Origin of the sequence: Agathobaculum sp. Marseille-P7918 (genome assembly GCF_964248325.1) — a bacterium.
Taxonomy (GTDB): Bacteria; Bacillota; Clostridia; order Oscillospirales; family Butyricicoccaceae; genus Agathobaculum.
Map to the genome: position 1 here is coordinate 21,166 of NZ_CAXTXI010000005.1, position 26,511 is coordinate 47,676.

The window sequence follows — 26,511 nt, forward strand, 5'->3', positions numbered from 1 at the left end:
CAGACGGTTTGAAAGAGGGATAAGGAGGAAACACACATGCAATATTTGGCGAGTATTGTAAACTTTTTCTTAGGGCTTGGAGCCGCTGTATTTGTGCCAGTTATCATCATTATCGCAGGATTGATCGTTCGCATGAAGGTCAAAGATGCTATCTCTTCCGGTATCACCCTGGGCGTTGCCTTTACCGGAATGACTATGCTGATAAACTTTATGACCGGTGCCATCACCCCTGCGGCAGAGGCTATGCTTGAGACAACCGGTATCAGCCTTCCCATCACCGACGGTGGTTGGACCACCATGTCCACCATCTCTTGGTCTTGGCCTTATGCATTTTTAATGTTCCCCTTGGTCATTATTATCAACATTATTTTGTTGGTGATGAAAAAGACCGACACCTTTAACGCAGACCTTTGGAACGTATGGGGCAAGATTTTCACTGCCGTTGCGGCCTACTATATTACCGGCAGCGTAATCATTGCCTTTATTATCGCAGCGGTTCAGGTTGTCTTTGAACTGAAAAGCGCAGACTTCCACCAGCACCGCGTAGAGAAGATGTCCGGCATTCCCGGTGTCACCTGTACCCACAAGATGGTGTTCTTGGCTGCTCCCATGTACCCTGTTGACTGGGTGCTGCGTAAGATCCCTGCTCTCAATAAGTCTTTTAACGCTAGCGATCTGAAGGATAAGGTTGGTATCTTTGCGGAAAACCACATTCTTGGCTTTATCCTTGGTGTTATCTTCGGTTTGCTGGCTCGGTATGATTTGGCTGGTATCCTGACTCTGGGCGTGCAGTGTGCTACGGCTTTGACGCTGTTCCCCGTAATTTCCAAGTACTTCATGCAAGCGCTGGAGCCCATTTCCAACGCTGTATCCGAGTTCATGCAGTCCAAGTTCTCCGATCGCGAACTGTATGTTGGTTTGGACTGGCCCTTCCTGGGTGGCGCCAACGAGATCTGGCTGGCAGTTATTTGGACGGTGCCTGTGACTTTGATCATGGCCTTCTTCCTGCCCGGCAACCAGATTCTTCCCTTTGCCGGCATCATCAACATTGCAATCGCAGTGCCTGCTTACTTTGTCACCAAGGGCAATGTAATTCGTATGCTCATTCTGTGCACCATTTTTGAGCCTGTCTTCCTGTGGGTCGGCACCGCATTCGCTCCCTTCATGACGGAACTGGCCAACACCACCAAGGCGGTAGAATTGGCCGCCGGTCAGATGATCTCCTGCTCCAGCATTGACGGCCCCATCCAAACCTATGCGTTCTCTCATGTGATGCAGATCATGGATGGCAACTTTATCCCTCTGATTATTCTGTTGGTTTGGGTTACCTGCTTCGTGTTCTATTCCAGAAGCCTGATCAAGGAGAAGAAGGAAGACGAGGCTACGGAAAAGTAAATAACAAGTTCACAACTCGCTCAATAAAAAGAAAATGGAAATTGGAAATCGAAATTTATTAATTCTTAAAGACATCATTGAACACAAAGATACGATTACTGGGAAAGAATTGGAGAACAAATTTCATCTTTCCCGTAAGCAATTGAGCTATGGTCTAGGAAAAATCAATCAGTTCCTCAGTGAGCATAATTATCCGGAGATCACGCGGCTTACAAACGGAAAGATGAGTGTTCCAAACCAGCTGGAGGATGTTTTGGATCAGGATTGGTTTGAGGATGAGAAACAAGAGCTCTGGTTTTCTAAGGAAGAGCGGGTAGACATCATTCGCCTCATGGTTCTCATTGCCAAGGAAGATCTTTCCTTGCAGCATTTTATCTCTGAACTTAAGGTCAGCAGAAACACGGTACTTACCGACTTGAAAAAGGTGGATTCTGAGCTGCAAAGTGAAGGACTCATTTTAAACTATGGACGAAAGACCGGCTATTTTGTGACAGGATCAGAGTATGCCAAAAGGCAAATGATATTTGTGGTACTCAATCGTCTTTCGATGCAGTATCGGCACAGCTTTCTGGCTAGAAAGCTGTGCCGAATCTCCAAAGAAAATGTACAGAGCATGAAAAACATGATTCTGGAAATCGAGGGAGAACTTCAGGTGCGTTTTGCCGGAGAAATGATCGAAAGCAACAGCTGCTTCTTTGCCGTTGTATTTGATCGCATTCAAAATGGAATGGTGCTGGATGAAATCCCAGATAGCTTCCGACATATCGTGGGAACCAAAGAGTATACCGTTATGCGTATGCTTGCCAACCATAGGAATGTCCAAAATGAATTTGAGATTATGTATCTTACGGCTCATGTGCAAAGCATGAAGGTTGAGGCAGTGCCTATGGGGAGAGATACGGATGAGACACTGGGAATTCAGGAAGCGGTGGAAGAGACCATACAAAATTATGAGCAATTATCCTGTGTCAACATCCGGGAGCGGGAGGATCTGAAAAAACTGTTGATTCATCACTGTGAGCCGGCTCTGTACCGGATTCGGTATGACTTCCATGTAGGTCTGGATATTACGGAATACATCCTTCCAGCCTATCAGGATCTGCATAATCTGGTACGGAAATCGGTGGCACCCTTGGAACGCTTGGTCGGGAAAAAGATCCCGGAAAAAGAGTTGGCGTATATTTCATTGATTATTGGTACCTACGTAACCAAGGAAGGGCAGCTGGAGGTTGGAAACACGCAGCCGGAAGCTGTGGTTGTATGTCAGAACGGTATTACGGTATCCCGTTTTCTTATATCATCCCTGAAGGAGATGTTCCCCGAAATTAGATTTACCAAGTGTATGTCGGCAGATCAGTTTAGTAAATTTCAAGAACCATTCGATATGGTGTTTTCCACCATTCCTCTTAAGACAGAGAAGAAACTTTTTGTAGTGGAACCTCTGATGAATGGAAAGCAGCGGAAAACCTTGCGTGAGACCGTGTTGAAGGCACTTCGAGAGCAGGGTATCTTGCTTTCCAAGCAGGATCTGATCATGCAGTTGGTGCGAAAACATATCAGTCCCAACTTGTACAACAAACTTTGTATGGAAATTGAGGCGTATACGTCTCCCCAGACACAGGAAGAACTCGTGGAAGCGCGGGGCGAACTCCATCTCAAGGAACTGTTGGTTGACATGAATGTCCGGGTTGTAGACACGAAGATGGGGTGGAAAGAGGCAATTGAGTTTGCAGCTATGCCGCTTCTTTACGACGGAGCTATCACCATCCGATATGTCCAGGCAATCATTAGCAACATTGTGGAAAACAAACCCCATTTAGAAGTAGCCGACGGTGTAATCATTGCCCATGCCGGCATCGAACAAGGTGTCAATGATGTTGGTATGGCAATGCTTGTGCTCCCGGAACGCATTGAGATTGACGGCTATATCCAGGCGGATGTAATTGTTGTGCTGGCAACTCCCGATTATGAAAGTCATCTTTTGGCGCTCAATGAGTTGATTGAGATTTTGGAAGATGACACGAAAGTAGCAAAAATTAAGCAGGCTAGAACGCCTAATGACATTTTAGAATTATTATAGACAGGAGGAGAGAGCGATGCTCGAAACTTTGAAAAAGGATGTATGTGAAATTGCCAAGCGTGCACAGAAGGATGGTCTGTGCAAGCATAAGTCCGGTAACTTCAGCGCTCGGGATCTGGAGAGTGGATACGTGGTTATTACTCCTACCAGTGTGGACCGTGAACTGCTGACCCCCAGAGATATGGTGGTTATGGATCTGGATGCCAATGTCATTGAGAATCTCTCTGGTCTCAAGCCCACCAGCGAATCTCTGATGCATCTGATGATTTATCGTCAGAAGCCGGATGCTGTTGCGATTGCCCACACGCATTCCGCCTATGCTACCACTTTTGCGCTTCTCAACAAGCCCATCCCGGCTATTGTGTATGAGGTTGCCAATATGGGTCTGACCAAAGCCAGAGTGCCGGTTGCACCCTATGGCCGTCCCGGTACACCGGAGTTGGCCAACAGTGTCATCGAGAGCTGCAAGGAGGCCGACAGCTTCCTGCTGGAGAAGCATGGTGCTGTGGCCGTAGACAACCGTGATATCTATGAGGCATATCTGAAGGCATCCTACATTGAAGAGCTGGCGGAACTGTATCATCATGCACTGGCTATTAATAACGGTAAGGAGCCTGATTGCTTCGCGCAGGAGGAACTGCAGAAGTGGGAGTATCCTTCTGAAATCAAGTTCCCCAACAAGTAAATTCCGTCTTTGGAAAGGAATCAGAGGATTTGGAAATTTATCTGATCAGACATGGGCGTCAGTGTGACACTCGTTGTAATGTAGATGTGGCTCTTTCGGAAGAAGGTTTTCGTCAGGCTGACCTTGTGGGGCTGCGTATGAAGGACTGGAACATCCAGAAGGTATATTCCAGCGATATGATCCGCGCTCGCCAGACGGCCGAGACGGCAAACAAGCATTGGAATGTGGAGCTGGAAATTGTGCCTCAGTTTCGGGAAATCTGTTTTGGCCAATGGGAAGGACACGAGACCAATGAACTGAACGTTTTGTTTTCCGATTTTAAAGCGGAGCAGGACAAAATGGAGAAGGATCTGCGCTACCCCGAGGGCGAGTCGGCAGGAGATGTGATAGAGCGGAGTATGCCTGCGCTGATGAAGGTGGCCCAAAGCGGACTGGAACGTGTAGCCATTGCCACCCACGGTGTATGGATTCGTGCGATTGTGTGTCATGTGCTTGGGATTGATTTGGCAAAGTGGAAGCTCTTGGGAACCACGTTTGAAAACGGAAGCATCACACAACTCAATTACTATCCCGAAACCGGAAGATTTACTCTGGAGCGGTTCAATGATTTTGCCCATCTGGAGCCATACCCGGAGCTGCTGCGGGAGGCATGGGGGGTCATTGAAAACTAACGCAGGATGAAAAACACATAGGAGGACACTATGAGAAAAATCATAAACAGCGCAGATACATTTGTGCAGGACACCATGGAAGGCATCATTGCCGCCTATGGTGATAAAGTGAAACTTTTAAACGATGATTTTCGGGTTTTGCTTTCCAATTATCCCACTCAAGATGGTAAAGTGGGCATCGTGACCGCTGGTGGCAGCGGACACCTGCCGGTGTTTTTAGGATACGTTGGCAAGGGACTGCTGGACGGCTGCGCCGTGGGCGAAGTGTTTGCTTCTCCCGCTTCGGAAAAGATGGCAGATATGATTCGTGCCTGCGATCGCGGCAATGGTGTGCTTTGCCTGTACGGAAACTACAACGGAGATATCTTCAACTTCCGTATGGCATGCGACGAGGTTGAGTTTGACGATATTGAAACCCGTCAGGTGCTGGTGCGAGACGATGTGGCCAGCTCGCCCAAGGAAAATGCAGACAAGCGTCGCGGTGTGGCAGGCATGGTGTACGCCTTTAAGGTGGCTGGCGCAGCAGCCGACCGTATGATGAGTCTGGATGAAGTGGCAGCCGTGGCGGAAAAGGCTTTGGCCAATATCCGCACCATGGGCGTGGCGCTGTCTCCCTGCATTGTGCCCAAAGTGGGTAAGCCTACCTTCACCATTGCCGATGACGAGATCGAGATTGGCATGGGCATTCACGGCGAGGCCGGTATCGAGGTAAGAAAGATGATGACTGCCGATGAGATTGCCGAAACGCTGGTGGAGACCATCACCAAGGATATGCCTTTGCAGAGCGGCGACGAGGTTTCCGTTATGGTGAACGGTCTGGGCGGAACTCCTATGGAGGAGCAGTTGATTGTGTATCGCAGAGTCCATCAGCTTCTAGAGGATATGGGTGTAAGTGTTGTGATGCCTCATATCGGCGAGTATGCGACTTCTATGGAAATGGCGGGTCTGTCCGTTACTATCTTCAAGTTGGATGCTGAGCTGAAAGAACTGCTTCAGGCTCCCGCAGAGAGTCCGTTTTACACCAATTCCAATAAGTAAACAGGTGATGTGCAATGAATAAAGAGTCGGTAAAAGGAATTATTTCCGCCATCAGTGCAGAGATTGCACAAAATAGAGACTATCTTGTGGAGCTGGATCAGGTAAACGGTGACGGTGATCTGGGCATTTCCATGGATGATGGCTATAAAGCGGTTGTGGAATACCTCAAGACGGCCGAAGAGAGCGATCTGGGCAAGCTGATTATGGCATGTGGTAAGGTGTTTAATGCTGCTGCTCCCTCCTCTCTGGGTACCATCACAGCGTTTGGATTTATGGGAATTGCCAAGGCCTTGAAAGGTAAGGAAGAGGCCACATTCGAAGAGGCAGCGGCTGCGGTGAAAGCCGGCGTGGATAACATCATGGTCAAGGCCGGTTCCGAGGTCGGTCAGAAAACCATTGTAGATGCCATTTATCCCGGTGCAGAAGCTTTGGTTGCAAACGCGCAGAACCCGGCGGCGGCTGTGGAGGCCGCAGCCAAAGCGGCCGCAGATGGTTCGGAAGCCACCAAGCAGATGAAGGCTGTTCATGGCCGCGCGGCCTATTCTGCCGAGCGAAGCATTGGCATTTTGGATGGTGGTTCTGTGGTTGGTAAATTGATCTTCAAGGGGATCAAGGAGTATTACACTGCAAATCATTGATGTTGAACAAAAAAACTCCGGTATGTACTCATGCCGGAGTTTTTTTATATGCAGTGCAAAGCTGTTGAAAAGTCGCTATAGCTCGTTGATGGTTTCCGTGACCGAAATACGCTGTATTCGCTTGGCGGGGGCGTAAACGGATGCAGTGGTTGCACCAAAGACAAACAGCAGAATAATGACAAGCGCGGCCAGCGGCAGCGTCCATGTGAAATAGGGGAAGTGGGCGGTCACCAGCTTGTCGTACAGCAGCCTGTTCAGCGGCAGACCTGCGGCGCAGCCGATGACACAACCGGTAAGCGCATAGGTCGCGGCTTCCGCCGCAACCATGCGGGTCAGCTGTCGACCGTCCATACCGACGGCACGCATCGCGCCGTACTGGCGGGTGCGGGCCAATACGCTCATCGAGATGCTGTTGATGATATTCAGCACGGTAATCAGCGCAATAACGGCCAGAAACCCATAAATAAACAGGCTGAATGCATAAAATGTGCTGCGATCGCCCTCATCCCGTCGGTCGGTAAAGGCATACCGCTCGCCGACGAGGTCTTTGATGGTCATGACCTGTGCGTCAGTTGTCTCTTTGGTCACCTGCACGTCGATGATGGCGTAATCCTGCACGCCGGTCAGTCGGGTAAAGGTATATTCGGAGCAGATCAGGATAACTTCGCCGTTCGTGCGACCGCTATCGGAAAACGGACTGTATTGCAGCATTCCGGCAATTTCCAAGGTGGTTCCGTTGACGGAAATGCGGTCTCCTGTGTCAAGCGGCACATCTTCATCCCATATGGCAAGCACGGACCCGTTATCGCCGTATACCTTGGACAGGTCGCTTCCTTTGCGCAGCATATCGTCGTCCGCGAGCCAGCCAAGCTGCAGATCGTCATAAGAAATGAGGTCTGCTGTTGTTTCAGAGGTTGCGGTGTTGAATTTCGCCGGAATATTCTCCTGATACATCCGTCCGAAGGCATGGGTGACGCCCGGCATGCTGCGGATTTCTTCAACCAGAGCAGGGTTTATTGTATTTGAGTAGTCTTTGCTGGCAACGGTCAGATTGGGTGCGGACAGCGATGTCGGCAGCAGACAGCCCAGCAGTTCGACCAGCACGGAAAAGCAGAGAAACAGGATGATGCTGAGCGCGAATGATCCGGACATCAGCACAAGATTTTTGCGGGCTGATACCGCATGAGAGACACCAAGCAGGGATTCGATGGACAAAAGACGGGAGTGGATCCGGTGCGGCCGGCTCTGCCGTGGGTCATCGCTGCCAGATACCGCCGCCATAGGGGACACACGTGCGGCTCGTTTGGCAGGAGCGTGTGCGGCGATCCATACGGTCAGGAGGCCGAGCAGCGCACCGCTGACGATGCCGACTGCGCTAATGCCCAAAATGGGAATTTCAGAAAATTCACCGCCGACCAGATACCGCAGAACCGCGTTTAACCCCCAAGCGAGGAATGTGCCGAGCAGCACACCGATTGGGATGGCGGTTTTGCACCAGTTCAGGGCTTCCAGATGCACAAATCTGGTAACCTGCTGTTGGCTCATGCCGATGCAGCGCATCATACCGAAAAACTGTGTCCGCTGGGCGACCGTGCTGTTCAGGCTGCCTGAAATCATCAGTACACCCGCAAGCAGAATGAGCAGAAACAGCACAAAGATAAGTGGATATACGTTTTTCACAACGGTGTTGTTGCTCAGTCCGGCCAGCCCCATCAGGATAAAGTTCTGTTTCATGTCCTCGTCGGCCAGATTGCATTGCGCTTGGATTGCGGCAATCGCTTTTTTTAAGTTGGCATGGCGGTCAAACTGAACGAAATACACTGGGCTGCCGGTATCGCCGTTGTCTGACAAGACCCGGCGGAGTGCTGCGATGTTCATGAAAACACCGATCTGGTCGTCGTCCACCAGTAGTGCGGTGGTTTCACCGGTGCCGTTGTTGGAAGCGTATTTGCTGTCGTCGCTGCGAAAGCCTGTCACGCGAAATGGATAGCTGCCTGCGGGCGTGTCCAGTATGACCGTGCTGCCAGTGTCAACCCCAAGCAGCGCTTTTGCGTTGGGAGTCAAAATCACTTTGTCGTTTGCCGCAATGCTGGAGGATTCGCTGAAATAACTCATAATATCTGTGCGGAACGGTTCTTCAATGCCGCAAAGCACAGCCTGTTTGCCGTTAATCTGATATTTCCTGCTGCCGTCCAGACCTGCCGTATGATACCATGATGCGGCGGCTACATCAGCGCGCGCAGCGATGGACTTTGCTTCGCTTTCGGTGAGGTTTTGTATTTGAATGTGCCAGTTGCCGTGCATTTCTTTCGCATGCATGGTTTCGTTCCGGATCAGCATATCCGCCATGCTGAAAATTGCCGTCACCAGAAATACAGCGAAGATGATACAGAGTAGGGTCATACGGTGTTGCCGTCGGTGTACCTTGGCAGAAATCGGGATGAGACTGAGGTAGCTTCTCATGCACGGCACCTCCCAAAATCGGTCAGCACACCGTCGGATACCTGCAAAATGCGGTCTGCTGTTTGGGAGATAGCGTGGCTGTGGGTGATCATCAAAATGGTCTGCTCGTACATGCGTGATGCTTCTTTGAGCAGGGAAATGACTTCGCTGGTGTTCTGTGTGTCCAGATTGCCGGTCAGCTCGTCGGCGAGAATGAGCGCGGGGCGGGTGATCAGCGCGCGTCCGATAGCGACGCGCTGCTGCTGGCCGCCGGAGAGTTGGCTCGGAAGATGATGGCGGCGCTCTTTCAGGTTCAGCACGGAAAGCAGTTCCTCCAGATAGGCCTGGCTCGGTTTCTGGTAGTCGAGCAGCACCGGAAAGACGATATTCTGCTCGACGGTCAGCTCCGGGATGAGGTTGAAGCTCTGGAAGACAAAGCCGATATGGCGGCGGCGGAACACGGTTAGATTGCGTTCCTTCATCGAAAAAATGTCTTTGCCGTCGATGAACACCTTGCCGGAGGTGGGGATGTCCAGCGCCCCGATCATATTGAGCAGCGTAGACTTTCCCGAGCCGGATTCACCGACTACAGCGACAAATTCTCCCTTTGGGACGGAAAACGTCGCGTGCCGTAAGGCGTGTACAGCCGTCTCGCCGCTGCCGTAGGTTTTGCAGATGTCGCTGACTTCTAATAAGTCCATTGAGTTGGCACCTTCTTTCGTTTGCTGACAAAAGCGTACCACGGCAACCCTACTGCCGCATGACACGCAGCCTACAATTTTGTAGGAATCAGGAAATTCATTGTAAAAGTCGTGCCGACACCCAGTGTGCTGTCCACTTCGATGGTGCCGCGGTGCGCTTCGATGATAGCCTTGGCAAGCGCAAGTCCAAGCCCGATACCCTGTGTGTCCTTGGAAAATCGGCTGCGGTAAAACCGTTTGAAAATGTGCGGCAGATCTTCCGGATGGATGCCGCTGCCGTTGTCCTGCACGGTGATCTGCACGACTGAAGCAAACGATCGCCATGCGATATGAATGGAATTTTCAGCCTGAGTATGGTCCAGTGCGTTTTTTACGATATTGCCGACGGCTTCATCCAGCCAGTGCGGATCGCATCGCAGAGAAATGCTATCGTCTCCGGCGAAGGACAGGATTTTGTCCTGCTGCTGCGCCTGTACGGAAAAACGACGCTCGATGTGGGCCATCAGCTCGGACAGGTTCTGCTCGGTTTGCTCCAGTGCGATCGTGCCCGCGTCCAGCTTGGTGATTTTCAGCAGATTTTGCACAAGAGTCTCGATGCGGTCGAGCTCCTGCTCGGACAGGGCAGTGAATTTTCGGATAGCATCCGAATCGGTCGGTTCTTGCTGCAAAATGCCGTTGTAGATATTGAGCGCTGCCAGCGGGGTTTTGAGCTGGTATGAGATGTCCGACAGTGTATCCTTCATAAATCGTTTGGCGCTGCTTTCGTTTTCCGCGTGTGCGTTCAGGATTGCGGCCAGAGAATTGACTTCGTGGAATAAACGGTTCAGCTCACCCTCATCGTCGCATTCGATGCGTGCAGCCGAGTTACCTGCTATAAATGCATGGATTTGTTCGACCGCGTGGGTCATGACGGCATGCTGCTGTCGGAAATACCAGTACAGGGCGGCAAAAATGAAAATTCCCATGCCGACGAAAGCTGTCGGTACATACGGCAGCAGGTTTTCGGTTTCTGCAGCAAGCAGGACGGTAGACAGCACAGAAAAAACAACGATAACAGCCAGAATTCCACAAAACAGGCGCTTGATGCTTGGGTCAGCCAGTATTTTCATAGTACACCTCATTCTGCGGTATTCCATTTATATCCCATGCGGCGCACGGTGACGATTCGCTTCGGATTACTGGGTTCGTCCTCGATTTTGGCGCGCAGCCTCCGGATGTAAACGGTCAGCGTGCTGCTGTCAATATAGTTTTCCTCGCAGTCCCAGAGCCGACCCATAATCTGTTCCGCAGAAAGCACAATGTTCGGGTGCTCCATAAACAGGCAGAGCAGTTTGTATTCGCCGGCGGTCAGCTCGATCGCCTCGCCGCATTTGGAAACCTCGCGTGTTAGCTGCTGCACAGTGATGCCGTTAGAGTGCAGTGCGTCGTCCGGCTGACGGAAGGCATCGCTTCTGCGCAGCAGAGCGTTGATACGGGAGAGAAAAATCGCTAGTTTGAACGGCTTGGTGATATAGTCGTCGCCGCCGATGTCAAGACCCATGATAACGTCGGTTTCTTCGTCGGCCGCAGTTAGAAACAGGATCGGAACTTTGGAGGTTTGGCGGATTGTTCGACAAAGGTCGTAGCCCGACCCATCCGGCAAAGACACGTCCAGAATGACCAGATCGTAGACATTGTCACACCATAACTGTCCAGCTTCCAGACAGGTGCGGGCGTTATCAACCGCATAGCCCTGCTTTTGCAGGGCGAAGGATAGGCCGCCGATCAGGCTCAGGTCATCCTCGACAAAAAAGATTCGCTTCATTTGCGTTTACCGTCCTTGACAGTTGGAGTAGTTGTACGTTTGCTTTACAACTCTCTATTATAGTGTTTTGCACAGAGATTACAAGAAATGAAATTGGCAGGGCGTTTCGCAGATGCGCAAAGCGTGAAAATATGCGTGCATCCCATCAGATTTACAGGTTTAACTTTTGCGGTGCCGCTTGCCGTGCTATACTGAAAATAGAACTTGGTGAATCGAGAGGAGTGACCGATGATATGCCAATGCTTGGAGCTGTTTTGACCCCGCATCCGCCAGTGCTGCTGCCCGAGGTAGGTCGTGGGCGGGAAAGAGAAATCGCTGCCACCGGCCGAAGCATGCGCGCTGCGGCCGAGCGGGTAGCCGGGTGGAAGCCGGAGGTTCTCATCGTGGCTTCGCCGCATACCATCTTGTACGGGGATTATTTTCACATTGCCCCCGGTAAAGCTGCTGCGGGCGATATGGCTGCGTTTGGCGCGCCGCAGGTGCGTATGCAGGTTGAATACGATACGCTGCTGCGGGATGAAATTGTGCGTCGGGCGCAGCAGGCAGACTTGAAAGCAGGCACCCTTGGCCAGCGTGATCCGGAACTCGATCATGGCGTATTGATTCCGCTCTATTTTTTGCGCAAAGCGGGCATTACTTGCCCAATCGTGCGCATGGGACTATCCGGCTTTTCACCGCTGGCGCATTACCGATTGGGCCAGTGTGTGGCCGAGGCAGTTGAGGCGCTGGGCCGCCGCGCAGTGTTTGTAGCCAGCGGTAACCTGTCGCACAAACTGAAGGTCGACGGACCTTATGGCTTTGCGCCGGAAGGCCCTAAATTTGATGAGGCTGTCACAAGAGCAATGGCGTCTGGCGATTTTCTGCAATTTCTCACGATGAACCCGGCGCTTTGTGAGCGGGCGGCAGAGTGCGGACTGCGTTCTTTTCAGATGATGGCGGGCGCGCTGGATGGATTAGCTGTTGCACCGCGGCTGCTCAGTCATGAAGGCACCTTTGGCGTGGGCTATGCTGTGGCGCTTTTCCCGGTTACGGGGCAGGATGCCAGCCGCCGATTCGCTTCCGCTTGCGCGCAGGCACAGCGTGAACATCTGCAGAAACGTAGCGCGGGCGAGGACGCTTGGGTGCGGTTGGCACGGCTGTCACTCGAGACTTATGTGCGTACCGGCAGCCGGTTGGAACATCTGCCGGACGGATTGCCGGATGAGCTGACCCGGCGGGCGGCAGGTGCGTTCGTTTCGCTGCACATCGGCGGGCAGCTGCGCGGCTGCATCGGCACCATTGAGGCCACGCAGACAAACGTTGCGCAGGAGATCGTACAGAATGCGGTGTCTGCGGGTACGCGCGACCCGCGATTCCCTCCAGTGCATCCGGAGGAACTGGATGAACTGGAATACAGTGTGGACGTGCTGGGTGAGCCCGAGCCCGTGGATTCTCTTGAACAGCTCGACCCAAAGCGTTACGGTGTGATCGTTTCCTGCGGTACGCGGCGCGGTTTGCTGCTGCCCGATCTTGACGGTGTGGACACGGTGGTGCAGCAGGTTGATATTGCGCGACAGAAGGGCGGTATTCGTGCGGATGAACCGTACAAAATGGAGCGGTTTGAGGTGGTGCGGCATCTATGAGTGTGATATGTGATCTCTGCTTTCATCACTGTAATCTGGATGTGGGGCAGACCGGTTTGTGCCGCGCCAGAGCGAACCAACATGGGAAAATTGCTCCGCTCAATTACGGCAAGCTGACCGCGCTTGCACTTGACCCTATCGAAAAAAAGCCGCTGCGCCGCTTTCATCCCGGCAGTTTGGTGCTGTCGGTGGGCAGCTTCGGCTGCAATCTGCGCTGTCCCTTCTGTCAGAATGCGGAAATCGCCGCGGCGGGTGCGGATGCTTCCACGCAGGATTGTTCGCCCGAAGCGTTGGTACACAAGGCTGTTCGGCTGCAGGAACGCGGTAACATTGGCGTGGCCTACACCTACAATGAGCCGCTGGTCGGCTATGAATATGTGCGCGATTGCGCGATGCTCGTGCACGAGGCGGGGCTGTGCAATGTGCTGGTAACAAATGGTGCGATTGAGGAAGAGCCTTGGCGCGCCCTGCTGCCGTGGATTGACGCAGTCAACATCGACCTGAAAGGGTTTACTGAAGGCTGGTATCGTACCTTGGGCGGCGATTTGAGAACAGTCCAGCGGTCCATCACACTGGCGGCACAAGTCTGCCATGTGGAGGTTACGACGCTGATTGTACCGGGTGAAAATGACAGCGAGGACGAGATGCGCGCTCTGTCTGCGTGGCTTTCTGCGGTCCGTGCGGATATTCCGCTGCACATCTCCCGCTTTTTTCCGCGTTACCGCATGACGAACCGGTCTCCTACGCCGGTGGAGACAGTTTACCGCTTGGCGGATGTGGCGCGGGAGCAGCTGCGCTATGTGTACACGGGCAACTGCTGAACCCTTAGAGGAGAATTCTATGGTTTGCGCCGCATCGGCGTGGGCCGGAGCGGATGACGCGACTGTGTTAATAAAACGGGCAAAACTGGCAGCTTTGGTTGGTGGAAATTTAGCCGTCATACCGGTATACTGACAGACAGAATATCGAATCAGGAGGAAAAGATATGAGTTTGGGCAGCAGTTTATATCATGCCCGGAAAAAGAGCGGTCTTTCTCAGGAAAATGTAGCTGAAAAGCTGGGTGTCAGCCGTCAGACCATCTCGAAATGGGAAACCGATGAGACGTTGCCGGATATTCGTCAGTCCAAACGGCTGGCGGTACTCTATCACATGACGTTGGACGAGTTGATAGAATATGATTTTGACGAACAGCAGGCACAGCAGATGATTGACAGTGTCAGCGACGAAGCACAGGCCAGAATTGATTGGAACAAGGTGTGGAGCAAGAAATATCCGGTGCTTGGCACTTATCATGAGAAGGTGCGCATCGGCGACTATGCACCCGCACTGCGGGAGATGCTGACCCGGCTGCGGGTGGAATACGGTTACAATAATACCGATGCGCTGCTGGTACTCAAGGACATTCTGGCCCGCGTTTGGAAGGGACAGATATAAGCATGAGGCAACAAAAGAGCTAACTGATGGAAAAAGTCAGTTAGCTCTTTTTTGCGCAAACGACATTTTCTGGCTTGCGGCAGATGACATGCCGGCAGCCTTACAGTTTTGTAAGACTGCGCAAAACCGCTGCCAGATATGCTATAATGACAGCATCCGGTTAAAAAACGGAGGGATTTTGTTGTATCAACTGCTGTTACTCGAAGACGACCGTAGCCTGGTTGACGGTCTGACCTATTCACTGCATAAAAATGGTTTTGCGGTTGAGGTGGTGCGCACGGTGGCTGAAGCGTTGGCATGGCTGCCGCAGCTGAACCGTTTTGATTTGCTGATTCTGGATGTGACGCTGCCGGACGGCACGGGCTTCACCGTATGCGAAGCTGTGCGCGCCGCAGGCAGCGCTGTTCCGATTTTATTCCTGACCGCGTCCGACGAGGAAGTGAACATTATTCGCGGGCTGGACTGCGGTGGGGACGATTATATCACCAAACCTTTCCGCCTGGGCGAACTGTGCTCGCGTATCCGGGCGCTGCTGCGCCGGGCCGGCATGACAAAGGCGGGACGGGGACAATATCTGCAAAGCGGCGCGCTTCGAATTGATCTGCTGGGAAGTCGTGTTACGCTGAACGGCCGACCGTTGGAGCTTACGAGTGCAGAATACCGCTTGCTCTGTCTGCTCGTGCGCAACGCCGGTCGTGTGATGACGCGTGAGGTCATTTTGAACGAGCTTTGGGACGATGCCGGGGATTTTGTGGACGACAATACGCTGTCAGTCTATGTGCGGCGGCTGCGCGAAAAGGTGGAGGACGACCCTTCCCAGCCGCGCCGCCTGCGCACCGTTCGCGGCTTTGGATACCAGTGGAAGGAGGACGTGCCGTGACCTTGCTTCAGGACCGACAGGTGCGTCGGTTTGTCTGGTTTCTGCTGCTGTTCGCTGTGATGCTGCTCGTGGCTGGACTACTGCTGGGCGCGATGTACAGCCGCGCAGCACAAAACTTGTATCTTGACCGCAGCGCCGAAATTGCGTCTGCGCTGTTGGGGCAGGGCGTATCGGAAACTGTCGTCGCGTCCGCGATGCAAAGCGACAGCGTCACACCGGATGGGCTGCATCTGCTCGAGCTGCTCGGCATGACCGAGAGAACCTCCGCCCGGCTGCTGCCGACGCTGCATGCATTTCAGCGGACACTGGGAGCTGCGGTGTTTGTGGGCTGTGCGGGACTGATTCTTGTGCTGTTTGCCGGAACGCTGCGTTTTTTGATACTCCGTAGGCGTGTTTATGAGTGCGCGGCGCAGACCATACGTCGCTACATTGATGGCGATTATTCCACCCGCCTGCCGCAGCATCGAGAGGGGAGTCTGTTTCAACTCTTTGCGGCGGTGGAGCAATTGGCTACGATTTTGCAGGCTAAGGAACAAAACGAACGGCAGAACAAGGAATTTCTCAAAGCAACCATGTCGGATATCTCACATCAGCTCAAAACACCGCTTGCAGCGATGATGATGTATCAGGAGATCGTCACGGATGAGCCGGATAATGCCGCTGTCGTGCGCGAATTTGCCGCTAAAATGGGGGTGTCGCTGCGGCGGATGGAGACGCTCATTCAAATGATGCTCAAGATTGCCCGATTGGACGCAGGCAGTATTCGGTTTGAACGGCGGTCAGTCGTGGTGGCTGAACTGACGCAAAGCGCCGTGCAGGATCTGCTGACACGCGCGCAGCGGGAGGGCAAAACCATTCGGCTGGACGGTGAACCTGCGCAGCAGCTGGTCTGCGATCCGGCGTGGACGAGCGAAGCTGTTGGTAATCTGGTCAAGAATGCGCTCGATCACACCCGGTATGGTGGGGAAGTCCTTATCTCCTGGGCGCGCACGCCGGTGCTGCTGCAAATCAAGGTGGAGGACGACGGTTGCGGCATTGCGCCTGAGGATCTCCACCATATCTTCAAGCGGTTCTATCGCAGTGAGCGCACATTGGATACGCCGGGTATTGGGTTGGGGCTGCCGCTGAGCAAGTCTATCATCGAGGGACAGGGCGGGCTGCTTTCAGTACAGAGTGAGCCGGGACAAGGCGCGGCGTTTACCCTGTCTTTCCCGCTTACGAAATCGTAAGGTAAAATTCACCCGCTTGTAAGATTGCAGTGCTAAGGTTTGAGGAAAGGAGGTTATCATGTCATGAAAATATTACAGATAGAGGATGTTTGCAAGACCTTCGGGACGGGGGAGGCACGGGTGGACGCGCTGAGGCATGTCTCCTTTTCGCTGGAAAAGGGCACGTTTGCCGCTGTGGTGGGTGAATCCGGTTCGGGAAAGAGCACACTGCTCAACTGCATCGGCGCGTTGGACGCACCCACATCCGGTCATATCCGCATAGACGGACAGGATCTGTTCGCTATGCAGGAGGAAGCGCGCACGATCTTTCGGCGGCGCAACATCGGCTTTATTTTTCAGTCATTCCATCTGATTGGAGAACTGGATGTCGAGCAGAATATCGCCTTTCCGCTGCTGTTGGACTACCGCAAGCCCGATCCGGCGGCGGTGGATGAGATTCTTGACCTGCTGGGGCTGGCTGACCGGCGGCACCATTTACCCGGCCAGTTGTCCGGCGGTCAGCAGCAGCGCGTTGCGATCGGACGCGCGCTTATCACCCGGCCCAAGCTGATTCTGGCCGATGAGCCGACCGGCAATCTGGACAGCAAGAACAGTCAGGACGTGATGACGTTGTTAACGCAGGCATCCCGCCGCTATCAGCAGACCATTCTGATGATTACGCACAACCGGCATCTGACCACTGACGTTGACCGTGTCTTGCAGGTATCCGACGGCGTGCTGACCGATCTGGGAGGGACTACCGATGAAGCGTTATCTTGATCTGGTTTCGATTTCTGCACGGGTACACCGGCGGCAGAGCCGCCTGACCCGATTATGCATCGTATTGGCAGTATTTTTGATCGCAGGGATATTCGGCATGGCCGATATGGAGATCCGCAGCATGACGCAGCGGACTGTGCTCGAACAGGGTGCATGGCATGCGATGTTCCCGGGCCTGACTGACCGGCAGCAGAGTCTGATCGCTCAGCGCGCTGAGGTGGAAATCAGCAGCCGTTATGCTGTGACGAACTATGACCTGAATTTGGACTACACGGTCAACGACGTAAAAACCGGTATCTGCGGCTTTGATGAGTCTATGCTGACGCTGTTTCCTGCGCTTGAGATCGAGGACGGCATGTTTCCGCAGACCGCGACCGAAGCACTTGCAACGAAGGATATGAAACTCCAGCTCGGTTTGTCGGTGGGCGACACAATCACGCTGGAGACGCCGGAAGGACCGCTTGCCGTCACCCTGTCCGGCTTTACTGGTAATAATCCGCTGCTGTCGCAAAGCGGAGCGTATGCACTGTTTTTCAACATCGATGGGTATGAAACATATTTCCTGCCCGATACTAAGTCCGAGGACTTGGTCCTCTATGTTGCTTTTTCTTCGCATTGCCGCATTCCGGATGCGATTGATAATATCTGCGCGGTGTACGATCTGGACGAAAGTCAGGTAGGGCAGAATAAGGAACTGCTGACGCTGACATTGCAGACGGACGACTCCGCCATGGTGCGGCTCTATCTGATCGCGGCGGTGCTCGCGGTGCTGGTGGTGGCGGCAGGCATTCTGATGATCGCGGGCAGCCTGAACAGCAATGTCGCGCAGCGCACCGAGTTTTTCGGCATGCTGCGCTGCCTGGGCGCAACACCCAAACAGGTCAAACGGCTGGTTCGGCGCGAGGCGCTGCAGCTGTGCGTCGGCGCAATTCCAGTCGGGCTTGCCATGAGTGTGGTTACGATTTGGGGATTGTGCGCCGTGCTGCGATGGACCAGCGATTTTTACTTCGGCGATATGCCAGTGTTCGCGGTCAGCTGGATTAGCCTTGTATGCGGGACGGTCATCGGGCTGGCAACTGTGCTGCTGGCGGCGCGCGCCCCAGCGCGGCGGGCGGCGCGCGTGTCGCCGTTGACGGCGGTGTCCGGCAATGCGGCCCCCGGTAAGGCTTGCTACAAGGCGGTGCGGGCAGGTCGCATGCCTGCTGAACTGGTGCTGGGGATACACCATGCGATGGGCAGCCGTAAAAACTTTCTGCTGATGACCGGCTCGTTTGCGTTCAGCATCATCCTGTTTTTGAGCTTCAGTCCAACGCTTGATTTTATGCAATGCGCCATCAAGCCGCTGCAGCCGTACACGCCGGATGCGTCGGTGCTGAGTAAGGACAATAGCTGCACAGTGCCCAAAGAGCTGGAGCAGCAGATCGGCGAACTGCCCTTTGTCGAGCGGGCGTTCGGTCGTAGCTTTGCCTATGACCTGCCGGTGCAGATCGGCGGCGCGGACGCGGACGCCATGCTGGTGTCCTTTGAGGACAATCAGTTCGGCTGGGCGGAAGAGATGGTGCGGGAAGGTGATGTGCAGGCTGCGCGTGACGGGAAAGGTGTGCTGCTGCTGTACAAAGACGGCAGCGGATATGCGCCGGGCGCTCTGGTCACGTTTGCGACGCCGCAGGGCGAGCAGACTGTGCCGGTGGCAGCGACGCTGAACTACACGCCGTTTGCAACCAGCTCGGACACGGTCATCTGTTCGGAAAGCCTGTTTACCGCGATCACCGGTCAGAGCGGCTATACGATCATCGACGTGCAGCTGCGCCATGGCAAGACCGACGAGCAGGCCGAGCAGATCCGGCAGCTCGCGGGCAGCGACTATGCCTTTTCCAACAGGATGCTGAGCAACAGCGAGGTGCGCGGCACTTACTATGCCTTTGCGCTATTTTTCTACGGTTTTCTGGCACTGATCGCACTGATCACGGTGTTCAATATTGTCAACAGTATTTCGATGAGCGTGTCCGCACGTATGAAGCAATATGGTGCGATGCGTGCCATTGGTATGAGCGGCCGTCAGCTGCTGCGTATGGTCGCGGCCGAGACGCTGACCTATGTGGTTTGTGGCATTGTTGTAGGCTGCGCGGTCGGTCTGCCGCTCAATCGGTTCGCTTTTGAAAATATGGTCACGCCGAACTGGGGGAATGCATGGTATATACCGTTCGGTGCACTGGGTCTGATATTGCTGATCATGTTGCTTGCGGCGCTGCTGGCCATCTGGAGTCCGGCCAAACGCATTCGCGCCATGTCCATTGTGGATACGATCAGCGCGCAGTAAAGAAAAACGGCGGCAGGCGTAAGCCTGCTGCCGTTTTGTGCTTGCGGGGTGGAAAAATAAGGTGAGATTGCGTTGGATGTCGGTGCTTCCTATGGCATTGGTTATGCTATTGCGACAGCATATAAAAGTCTGGCGCGTAAATCTTATCCAATGATATCAATGGCGAACCGACCGGAAGAAAGGTTGCCGATGGACGACACGTCATGCCTTGCCGCTCTAGAGAAAAAGGATTATACTATGAGAGACCTATCTCGCTATTAAGGAGAAATTATATGGAGATTCATATCCCCGATTTGTTAGATTTGGAAAAAATTATTGACAGCGGCCAATGCTTCCGTGCGGTTTCGCTCGGCGGAGGAACCTACCGCTTCATCATCGGAGAACAGGTGTTGTATATCCGAAAACTGTCAGATGAAGTCTATGAGGTAAGCTGTGAGCAGGATATATGGGAACAAGTCTGGCATCCTTATTTTGATTTGGATCGGAACTACCATGCCATCAGCAGGACGATTCCGGCGGATGATGCATTCCTGAGTCTGGCCGCGCAAACCGGTGCAGGTATTCGTATCCTCCGTCAGGATCCTTGGGAGATGCTGATCACCTTTATTATCTCTCAACGGAAAAGTATACCAGCCATCCGCGCTGTGGTGGAAATGCTCAGTAAGCGGTATGGCACGAAGATTAAGACACAGAGCGAAACGCTTTACATGTTTCCTACGGCTTTGCAGCTGAAAAATGTATCTGCGGAGGATTTTATCGCTTGTAAAGCCGGATACCGGGCTGCCTATATCTGCGATGCAGTGCAGCAGGTTGTATCGGGAAGTCTGGACCTGAATGCAATCGCGGCTCTTCCTGATGATGCGTTGCTGTCTGAGCTGGAAAGGGTGCGTGGAGTCGGAGTAAAGGTTGCAAACTGCGTGGCGCTGTTTGCCTATGGCCGTACCTCCTGTGCGCCTGTTGATACATGGATTCAGAAAATTATTCAGCAGAAATACAAGGGACACAATCCTTTCGAGCGGTATGGTGACGATGCTGGAATTATGCAGCAGTATTTTTTCTATTATGCGCAGAATCATAAAGTAGAAACGGTGTAACGCCAACCATGTATCTCCTTGTTGTAAAAAACGGCATGGATATGCCTTTGGGGCATATAAATAGATGATAATTAAGTATTTTACATTTTCCTAGCCGGGAATTACAATAGAAGAAAAGGAGGAGTTCATTGTGAAAAAAGCATTGGTTGCCTATTTTTCCGCCACTGGTAACACCGCAAAGGCTGCAAAGATTCTGGCGCAAGCCGCAGGAGCGGACCTTTATGAAATAAAACCGGCAGTACCTTATACCAGAGCCGATTTGAACTGGATGGACAAAGATTCCCGCAGCAGCGTGGAGATGCAGGATAAAAGCTCTCGCCCGGCACTGGCCGATACGAATGCCCGGATTGCAGATTATGATGTCATTTTTTTAGGGTTCCCCATCTGGTGGTATGTCGCTCCTACTATTATCAACACTTTTCTGGAGAGCTATGACTTTGTCGGCAAGACTATCGTTCTTTTCGCCACCTCTGGCGGCAGCGGATTGGGGAAGTCGGCCGCTGGTCTGCAAAGCAGTGCTCCCGGAGCTAAGATTCTGGATGGACGGCTGCTGCATGGTCGGCTGAATGAGGCCGAACTGAAGTCTTGGGTAGAAGGATTGAAGCTGTGATAAAGGACAAGGCGTAGAATGTGCCGGAGTCGACATACAGTATGCAAGGCTGGGCAAAATCGTCCGCACGATTGCAGATTGAGTGGAAGCAAAAACAGACCGGTTGGATTGGCTCTGAAAAAGAAGACTTGGGTCGCTGTGAGGCCGTAGCTTCACAGCGATTTTTTTGAAATAATGGTATTTGACACAATAGCCGCTACAGGTTCAGCTTGACATTTTTCGTTTGGCACATAGAGAAAAGATAGGAACGGTGTTTTTTCTGGACAGCCCATCAGGTTTCTGTTAAACTGGAAAACAAGGATAAAATGCCTGCAATGCAAAGAGAATGAAGAGGATTCGCTATGCCGGGAGATATGAAATCGAAAATTGCAGATGTGTTGAATGAACTCCTCAAACACAAGAAACTGGATAAGATTACTGTCAAAGAATTGGTGGAGGCTTGTCATATCAGTCGGCAGTCCTTCTATTATCATTTTCGGGATATCATGGATGTGGTGGAGTGGTATCAGAACCAAGCACTGAAACAGTCTATTGAGCGCAGTCTTGAGGCTCCGACCTACAAAGCGGCAATCAGGGGCTTTATATACGAAGCCTTTCAGCATAAGGAATTGATCTTACAGTTGATGGCGTCCCAGCGCCGACCGGAGATGGAAGCCTTATTTGTTAAGGCAGTTCATACCTATTTGCAAGAGTTGATTCGAGGCAACAAACTGCGTGTTTTCTGTTCGCCTGAGGACGTGGAAAGTGTGCTTTCCTTTTGCTCCTGCGGTCTTGTCGGCATGATGCTGACAAATCTGAAACAAAAAAATTTGGATGTCGATGTGTTGGCAGAGCAGATGTGCCGCCTTTTGACAGGGGAAATTCCCATTCGCTTTGCAGACCGCAAATCAGGATTGCTGTGACGATTTCTCGCTGGAAAAGGTGAAAAATTCTGCATTTGGTTCAGCTCGAATGCATAGACAAAAAGCCCAAAGTGTCAAACATCTTGACACTTTGGGATTTTTGTCTAAACAGAAACAAGACATTGACAGTGGCAGGATACGGTTCAGGCTGTTATAAAAAAATAGAATACAGATTTGAAGAAACATAAAGGCATAGCGGTTGAGCGAAATGTTTGCTTTATGGAAACACAGGCCGAGTTTTTTTCATTATGCTCAACATTATTGCCTTACGCAAAACAGCTGCCTGTGTATGGAATTTGCACCATAATAACAACCAAAGTCTCCCGGAAAGGAATAATATTTGATGCGAAACTTAAAACCGATTACCACTGCACGCTTTTCCAAAAAACCGGAACAAGGGATATGGGAAAACGTAAATCTGCCCCACACTTGGAATGCGCTGGACGGACAGGATGGCGGAGCGGATTATGACCGTGGGGCCTATACCTACCTTCTGACTCTGCCGGAACCCACTGCTGGAAAGCGGCAATTTATTCAGTTTGAGGGGGTAAATCATATTGCCTCTGTATATGACGGAGAGAATTTGCTCGGCGTTCATGAGGGAGGCTTTTCCACCTTTCGCTTGGAGCTGACCGATGTGATGGCGGCAGGATGCCGCGAGCTGCGCGTAGTGGCGGACAATCGCTCCAGCCATGTCTATCCGCAGCAAGCGGATTTCACCTTCTTTGGCGGTATATATCGAGCGGTTACCTTTCTCGAAGTAGAGCCTGTGCATTTTGATTTGATGTTTCACGGTACAGATGGTGTGTTTGTTGCGCCGCAAGCAGACGGCACGGTATGGATTCATACGCGTACGGTCGATGCGGATGACTGTCAGCTGACATGCTCGATACACGACCCGGCAGGCCGCGAGGTGCTGTGCATAAATGCACCGGCTCAGACCAGTGTCGAGCTGAAAGGTAAGATTGCGCAGCCAGAGCTATGGGATGGACTGAACGCGCCCAATTGTTATACGGCCCGGCTTTCACTGGTGGATGCCAATGGAAAAGAACTGGATCGGGTGCAGACACAATTTGGGTTCCGCACTTTCTTCGCAGATCCGGATGAGGGCTTTTTCTTGAACGGGAAAAGCTATCCGCTGCGAGGGGTATCTCGTCATCAGGACAGAATGAATAAGGGCTGGGCGATTTCTCGGGCTGATCATGAGGAAGATCTGGCTTTGATTGAAGAGGTTGGCGCGAATTATATCCGTCTTGCTCATTATCAACATGACGCATATTTTTATGACCTATGTGACCGCGCAGGCATGGTGCTGTGGGCGGAAATTCCCTTTATCACGGTCTTTATGCATGACGAAGCAGCCAGAAAAAATACCTTGTCTCAAATGACGGAACTGATTCTGCAAAATTACAATCACCCATCCATCTGCTTCTGGGGGATTTCCAACGAGATAACAGTAGGGGGAGACAGTCAGGCACTGCAGGAAAACCTGTTGGAGCTGAATAATCTGGTTCATCAACTGGACGCCTCTCGCCTGACTACGATGGCGCAGGTGACGATGCTGCCGATGGATTCTCCGCACAATCAACTCACGGACGTGCTAGCCTATAACCATTATTTCGGCTGGTATTCTGGGAGTGTGGAACAAAATGGAGTATGGCTGGACGACTTTCATGAAAAATATCCTGCTCGCTGCCTCGGTGTCAGTGAGTACGGCGCGGAGGCGGTTCTGAACTGGCATACGGCCACACCAAAGGCTCGCGATTATTCGGAGGAGTATCAGGCTGATTATCATGAAGCCATGTTGGAAGTATTCTCATCCCGGCCATATTTGTGGTCCACGGCGGTGTGGAATATGTTTGACTTTGCCGCTGACGCGCGCGATGAGGGCGGCAGTTGCGGCAGAAATAATAAAGGACTGGTCACATATGATCGGAAGATAAAAAAGGATGCTTTTTATGTGTATAAAGCATGGTGGAGCAAGCGGCCGTTTGTGCATGTGGCAGGGCGACGGTTTGCCGACCGGGCACCCGGACAGCGGGATATCAAGGTGTATTCCAACCAGCCTGAAATCACTCTGCTGCTCAATGGAGTGGAAGTGGGTACTCTGACCGGTTCGCATGTATTCGTATTTCCTCAAGTGCCGTTGCAGGACGGTCCCAACACTATCACCGCTCGATGCGGTATGGTGGAGGATACCATTACATTGAACGGAGTGGCGCAGCCCAATCCGGACTATATCCTGCCCGGCCAAGACGATACGGAACAAGGCGTTACAAACTGGTTCGCTGATATTCAGGTCGACGGAGAGATGGAATATCCGGAAGGATACTTTTCCGTGCGGGATACCATAGGAGATATCATGAATAATCCGGAGGCCGCTGCACTGATCAAAAAATATGCTGTAGTGCTTTTCGGTTCCATGGCTAAAACAATGGAAAATATGTCCGGACATGCGGGCATGGTGGACAATATATCGCTGGAAAAGGCAATTGAGCTTGCCGGGACCCAAATCAAGGAAAAAAGCAAATGCTATATCAATCAGCAGCTCAATCAAATTGAAAAATAATATCAATGGTCCCAAAGCAGGGAAATGGAAAAAGGAAGGCTCCGTACCAAACGGAGCCTTCCTTTTGTCAGCAATGTTTCATAATGGCTTGTACTGCGGTCTTGGTATCGGTCAGTGAGAACAGTTCGTAGCCCACGCGACCGGTAAAGCCGCAGGCTTCAAGGTGTGAAAGCACTTTTTTGTAGTTGATTTCGCCGGTGCCCGGCTCGTGACGACCGGGGCATCCACTACATGAATATGGCCGAATGTATCGCCGTACCGAGTGATTGTGTCATAGATACAGCCTTCATTGATCTGCATGTGATACACGTCGTACAGAAACTGAAGCCGCGGTGAGCCAATTAGCCGGACGATTTCCGCCTCCATCTGTGTCGTTGCAAGGAAGTTGCCGACATGGTCGGTCGCAATGTTGAGCGTTTCCAGATTCAGAGTGATGCCCTCGGCGTCCGCAAGTTTGACACAGTCGAGCAACGTGTCGTACATTTTGCGGTGCGGTTATTCAATTTCAAAAATTTTGATGGAATGTAATTCATGCAGCAACTTGGCGGTAGTCAGAAGCAGGCATATGCCAGCCTTGTCGATTTGCTCGAAAGACATGGACGCGAGGAGGAACGTGTTGGGATTTGGCACATAATATGACAATGGCAACTGCCAGAAAGGAGAACCACTTATTATGGTTACTGCAAATTCCAATATTCTCGATGAAACGCAGACTTGTCCTGCTGTAGGCTATCAATCGGCCTCTATTTGTGTCCCGGTAACGGTTACACCCTTTGCACAGGCCGGTACTACCGTCACGAAGTGCTGCGGCTCTCCGGTTGTCATTCCGGGACGTGAAGTGTGTGGCGGCGTAAAGAACGGTTCCTGCGTTTTTACCATTTCGCAGGATATTTGTGTTGCTGTGCCGGTTGAGTTCGGTGCGGTTGCAACCGTAGGTGACAGCTTTGTCAGCTGCAATGGCGTTTCGGAGGAGGATATTTGCACTTCTTGCGAAAAAATTCCTGCTGAAACGGTAACTCCGGTGGTATAATATTCGCCATATTGTATGCTGCTTTGGGTGGCATACAATGGATAGCAGACCGATAATGAAAGCCGCAGACTGCAACAAGAAGTTGCAGCCTGCGGCTTTTGTCAGGTGTGGAGTGAATAGAATTTGCCGCAATCATTGCAGCTTTTTCTTCAATGCAAGCACATTTTTCTCAATTTTTTCGATGGTTTCGGCAAAAACCTCATCGCTTTGACCGGATGGATCATCTAGCCCCCAGTTTTCCGCATACTGATAACGGACTTGAGGACAACTGACATTGCAGCCCATAAAGATGACAATATCCGGTTGGGGGATATCAGAGAGCAGTTTGCTGTATTGCGTTTCCTCCATGTTGATACCGTGCAGTTGCTTCATCATGCGGACTGCATCAGGGTTGATGCGGTCTTGCCGCTGCGTACCGGCGGAGTAGCTTTCAAACACATCGCCGGCAAGCTGTTTTCCCAGCGCTTCTGCTATTTGACTGCGACAGGAATTGTGTACGCAGAGAAAGCAGACTTTGGGCTTTCCGGTACAGCGCAGCGCAGGTTTTCCGCCTTCTAAACGGTTGTCCGTGACCGGACAGCAATCTTGGTTCATTTTCATGTTCCTT

The 26,511-nt window shown here is 52.1% G+C and carries 24 protein-coding genes; 18 read left to right on the forward strand and 6 right to left on the reverse strand.

What is annotated here, in order from left to right:
* Positions 1-36 precede the first annotated feature (36 nt).
* From ACESSO_RS08555 to ACESSO_RS08580, 6 genes are read left to right on the forward strand one after another with little or no spacing between them, the layout of a single operon-like run.
* Positions 37-1,395, forward strand: coding sequence for a PTS galactitol transporter subunit IIC (locus tag ACESSO_RS08555; protein ID WP_373164633.1), 1,359 nt, complete (start codon positions 37-39; stop codon positions 1,393-1,395).
* A 34-nt stretch (positions 1,396-1,429) separates the two neighbouring features.
* A complete protein-coding gene (locus ACESSO_RS08560; RefSeq protein WP_373164634.1) occupies positions 1,430-3,475 on the forward strand; it encodes a transcription antiterminator in 2,046 nt (681 codons plus the stop codon).
* A gap of 16 nt (positions 3,476-3,491) precedes the next feature.
* The gene (locus ACESSO_RS08565) at positions 3,492-4,160 is read left to right on the forward strand and encodes a class II aldolase/adducin family protein (protein ID WP_373164635.1); all 669 of its coding nucleotides are present in this window, start codon (positions 3,492-3,494) and stop codon (positions 4,158-4,160) included.
* A gap of 29 nt (positions 4,161-4,189) precedes the next feature.
* The gene (locus ACESSO_RS08570) at positions 4,190-4,831 is read left to right on the forward strand and encodes a histidine phosphatase family protein (protein ID WP_373164636.1); all 642 of its coding nucleotides are present in this window, start codon (positions 4,190-4,192) and stop codon (positions 4,829-4,831) included.
* Between the two features lie 30 nt (positions 4,832-4,861).
* Positions 4,862-5,869, forward strand: a complete 1,008-nt coding sequence (locus ACESSO_RS08575) for a dihydroxyacetone kinase subunit DhaK (protein WP_373164637.1) — start codon at positions 4,862-4,864, stop codon at positions 5,867-5,869.
* A gap of 14 nt (positions 5,870-5,883) precedes the next feature.
* Positions 5,884-6,507 (forward strand): dihydroxyacetone kinase subunit L, encoded by a 624-nt coding sequence (locus tag ACESSO_RS08580; protein WP_373164638.1) that lies wholly within the window; start codon positions 5,884-5,886, stop codon positions 6,505-6,507.
* Between the two features lie 75 nt (positions 6,508-6,582).
* Here the strand turns inward: ACESSO_RS08580 and ACESSO_RS08585 are convergent, their stop codons facing one another.
* The 4 genes from ACESSO_RS08585 to ACESSO_RS08600 form a co-directional block, all read right to left on the reverse strand.
* Positions 6,583-8,970, reverse strand: a complete 2,388-nt coding sequence (locus tag ACESSO_RS08585) for an ABC transporter permease (protein ID WP_373164639.1) — start codon at positions 8,968-8,970, stop codon at positions 6,583-6,585.
* Positions 8,967-9,650, reverse strand: coding sequence for an ABC transporter ATP-binding protein (locus ACESSO_RS08590; RefSeq protein WP_373164640.1), 684 nt, complete (start codon positions 9,648-9,650; stop codon positions 8,967-8,969). The genes ACESSO_RS08585 and ACESSO_RS08590 overlap by 4 nt, the downstream gene beginning before the upstream one ends.
* A gap of 71 nt (positions 9,651-9,721) precedes the next feature.
* The gene (locus tag ACESSO_RS08595) at positions 9,722-10,759 is read right to left on the reverse strand and encodes a sensor histidine kinase (RefSeq protein ID WP_373164641.1); all 1,038 of its coding nucleotides are present in this window, start codon (positions 10,757-10,759) and stop codon (positions 9,722-9,724) included.
* A gap of 8 nt (positions 10,760-10,767) precedes the next feature.
* Positions 10,768-11,454, reverse strand: a complete 687-nt coding sequence (locus ACESSO_RS08600) for a response regulator transcription factor (protein WP_373164642.1) — start codon at positions 11,452-11,454, stop codon at positions 10,768-10,770.
* Positions 11,455-11,687: 233 nt separating this feature from the next.
* On the opposite strand from ACESSO_RS08600, the gene amrA reads away from it, so the two are divergent.
* The 11 genes from amrA (at position 11,688) to ACESSO_RS08655 (ending at position 24,874) form a co-directional block, all read left to right on the forward strand.
* A complete protein-coding gene (amrA, locus tag ACESSO_RS08605; RefSeq protein WP_373164643.1) occupies positions 11,688-13,076 on the forward strand; it encodes an AmmeMemoRadiSam system protein A in 1,389 nt (462 codons plus the stop codon).
* Positions 13,073-13,897 (forward strand): AmmeMemoRadiSam system radical SAM enzyme, encoded by an 825-nt coding sequence (amrS, locus tag ACESSO_RS08610; protein ID WP_373164644.1) that lies wholly within the window; start codon positions 13,073-13,075, stop codon positions 13,895-13,897. Before amrA ends, amrS begins: the two co-directional genes overlap by 4 nt.
* 164 nt (positions 13,898-14,061) lie before the next feature.
* Complete coding sequence (locus ACESSO_RS08615) at positions 14,062-14,511, forward strand: helix-turn-helix transcriptional regulator (protein ID WP_373164645.1); 450 nt, start codon at positions 14,062-14,064, stop codon at positions 14,509-14,511.
* 181 nt (positions 14,512-14,692) lie between these two features.
* Positions 14,693-15,391, forward strand: coding sequence for a response regulator transcription factor (locus tag ACESSO_RS08620; protein ID WP_373164646.1), 699 nt, complete (start codon positions 14,693-14,695; stop codon positions 15,389-15,391).
* Complete coding sequence (locus tag ACESSO_RS08625; protein WP_373164647.1) at positions 15,388-16,620, forward strand: sensor histidine kinase; 1,233 nt, start codon at positions 15,388-15,390, stop codon at positions 16,618-16,620. Before ACESSO_RS08620 ends, ACESSO_RS08625 begins: the two co-directional genes overlap by 4 nt.
* A gap of 63 nt (positions 16,621-16,683) precedes the next feature.
* Entirely contained in the window at positions 16,684-17,379 is a 696-nt protein-coding gene (locus tag ACESSO_RS08630) for an ABC transporter ATP-binding protein (protein WP_373164648.1), read from the forward strand.
* A complete protein-coding gene (locus ACESSO_RS08635) occupies positions 17,363-19,699 on the forward strand; it encodes an ABC transporter permease (protein WP_373164649.1) in 2,337 nt (778 codons plus the stop codon). The genes ACESSO_RS08630 and ACESSO_RS08635 overlap by 17 nt, the downstream gene beginning before the upstream one ends.
* 272 nt (positions 19,700-19,971) lie before the next feature.
* Positions 19,972-20,793 carry a DNA-3-methyladenine glycosylase gene (locus ACESSO_RS08640; protein ID WP_373164650.1) on the forward strand — a complete coding sequence of 274 codons (822 nt, stop codon included), beginning with the start codon at positions 19,972-19,974 and terminating at the stop codon, positions 20,791-20,793.
* Positions 20,794-20,923: 130 nt separating this feature from the next.
* Positions 20,924-21,403: a flavodoxin gene (locus tag ACESSO_RS08645; protein WP_373164651.1), complete on the forward strand. Its 480-nt coding sequence runs from the start codon at positions 20,924-20,926 to the stop codon at positions 21,401-21,403.
* Between the two features lie 353 nt (positions 21,404-21,756).
* Complete coding sequence (locus ACESSO_RS08650; RefSeq protein ID WP_373164652.1) at positions 21,757-22,305, forward strand: TetR/AcrR family transcriptional regulator; 549 nt, start codon at positions 21,757-21,759, stop codon at positions 22,303-22,305.
* A gap of 343 nt (positions 22,306-22,648) precedes the next feature.
* Positions 22,649-24,874: a glycoside hydrolase family 2 TIM barrel-domain containing protein gene (locus ACESSO_RS08655; RefSeq protein WP_373164653.1), complete on the forward strand. Its 2,226-nt coding sequence runs from the start codon at positions 22,649-22,651 to the stop codon at positions 24,872-24,874.
* Between the two features lie 111 nt (positions 24,875-24,985).
* On the opposite strand, the gene ACESSO_RS08660 is transcribed toward ACESSO_RS08655, so the two are convergent.
* Positions 24,986-25,357, reverse strand: coding sequence for a TIM barrel protein (locus ACESSO_RS08660; RefSeq protein WP_373164654.1), 372 nt, complete (start codon positions 25,355-25,357; stop codon positions 24,986-24,988).
* Between the two features lie 190 nt (positions 25,358-25,547).
* Between ACESSO_RS08660 and ACESSO_RS08665 the strand changes: the two genes are divergently transcribed.
* On the forward strand, positions 25,548-25,904 hold the full coding sequence (locus ACESSO_RS08665; protein ID WP_373164655.1) for a hypothetical protein: 357 nt from the start codon (positions 25,548-25,550) through the stop codon (positions 25,902-25,904).
* 132 nt (positions 25,905-26,036) lie between these two features.
* Here the strand turns inward: ACESSO_RS08665 and ACESSO_RS08670 are convergent, their stop codons facing one another.
* Positions 26,037-26,504, reverse strand: a complete 468-nt coding sequence (locus ACESSO_RS08670; protein WP_373164656.1) for an arsenate reductase ArsC — start codon at positions 26,502-26,504, stop codon at positions 26,037-26,039.
* Positions 26,505-26,511 lie beyond the last annotated feature (7 nt).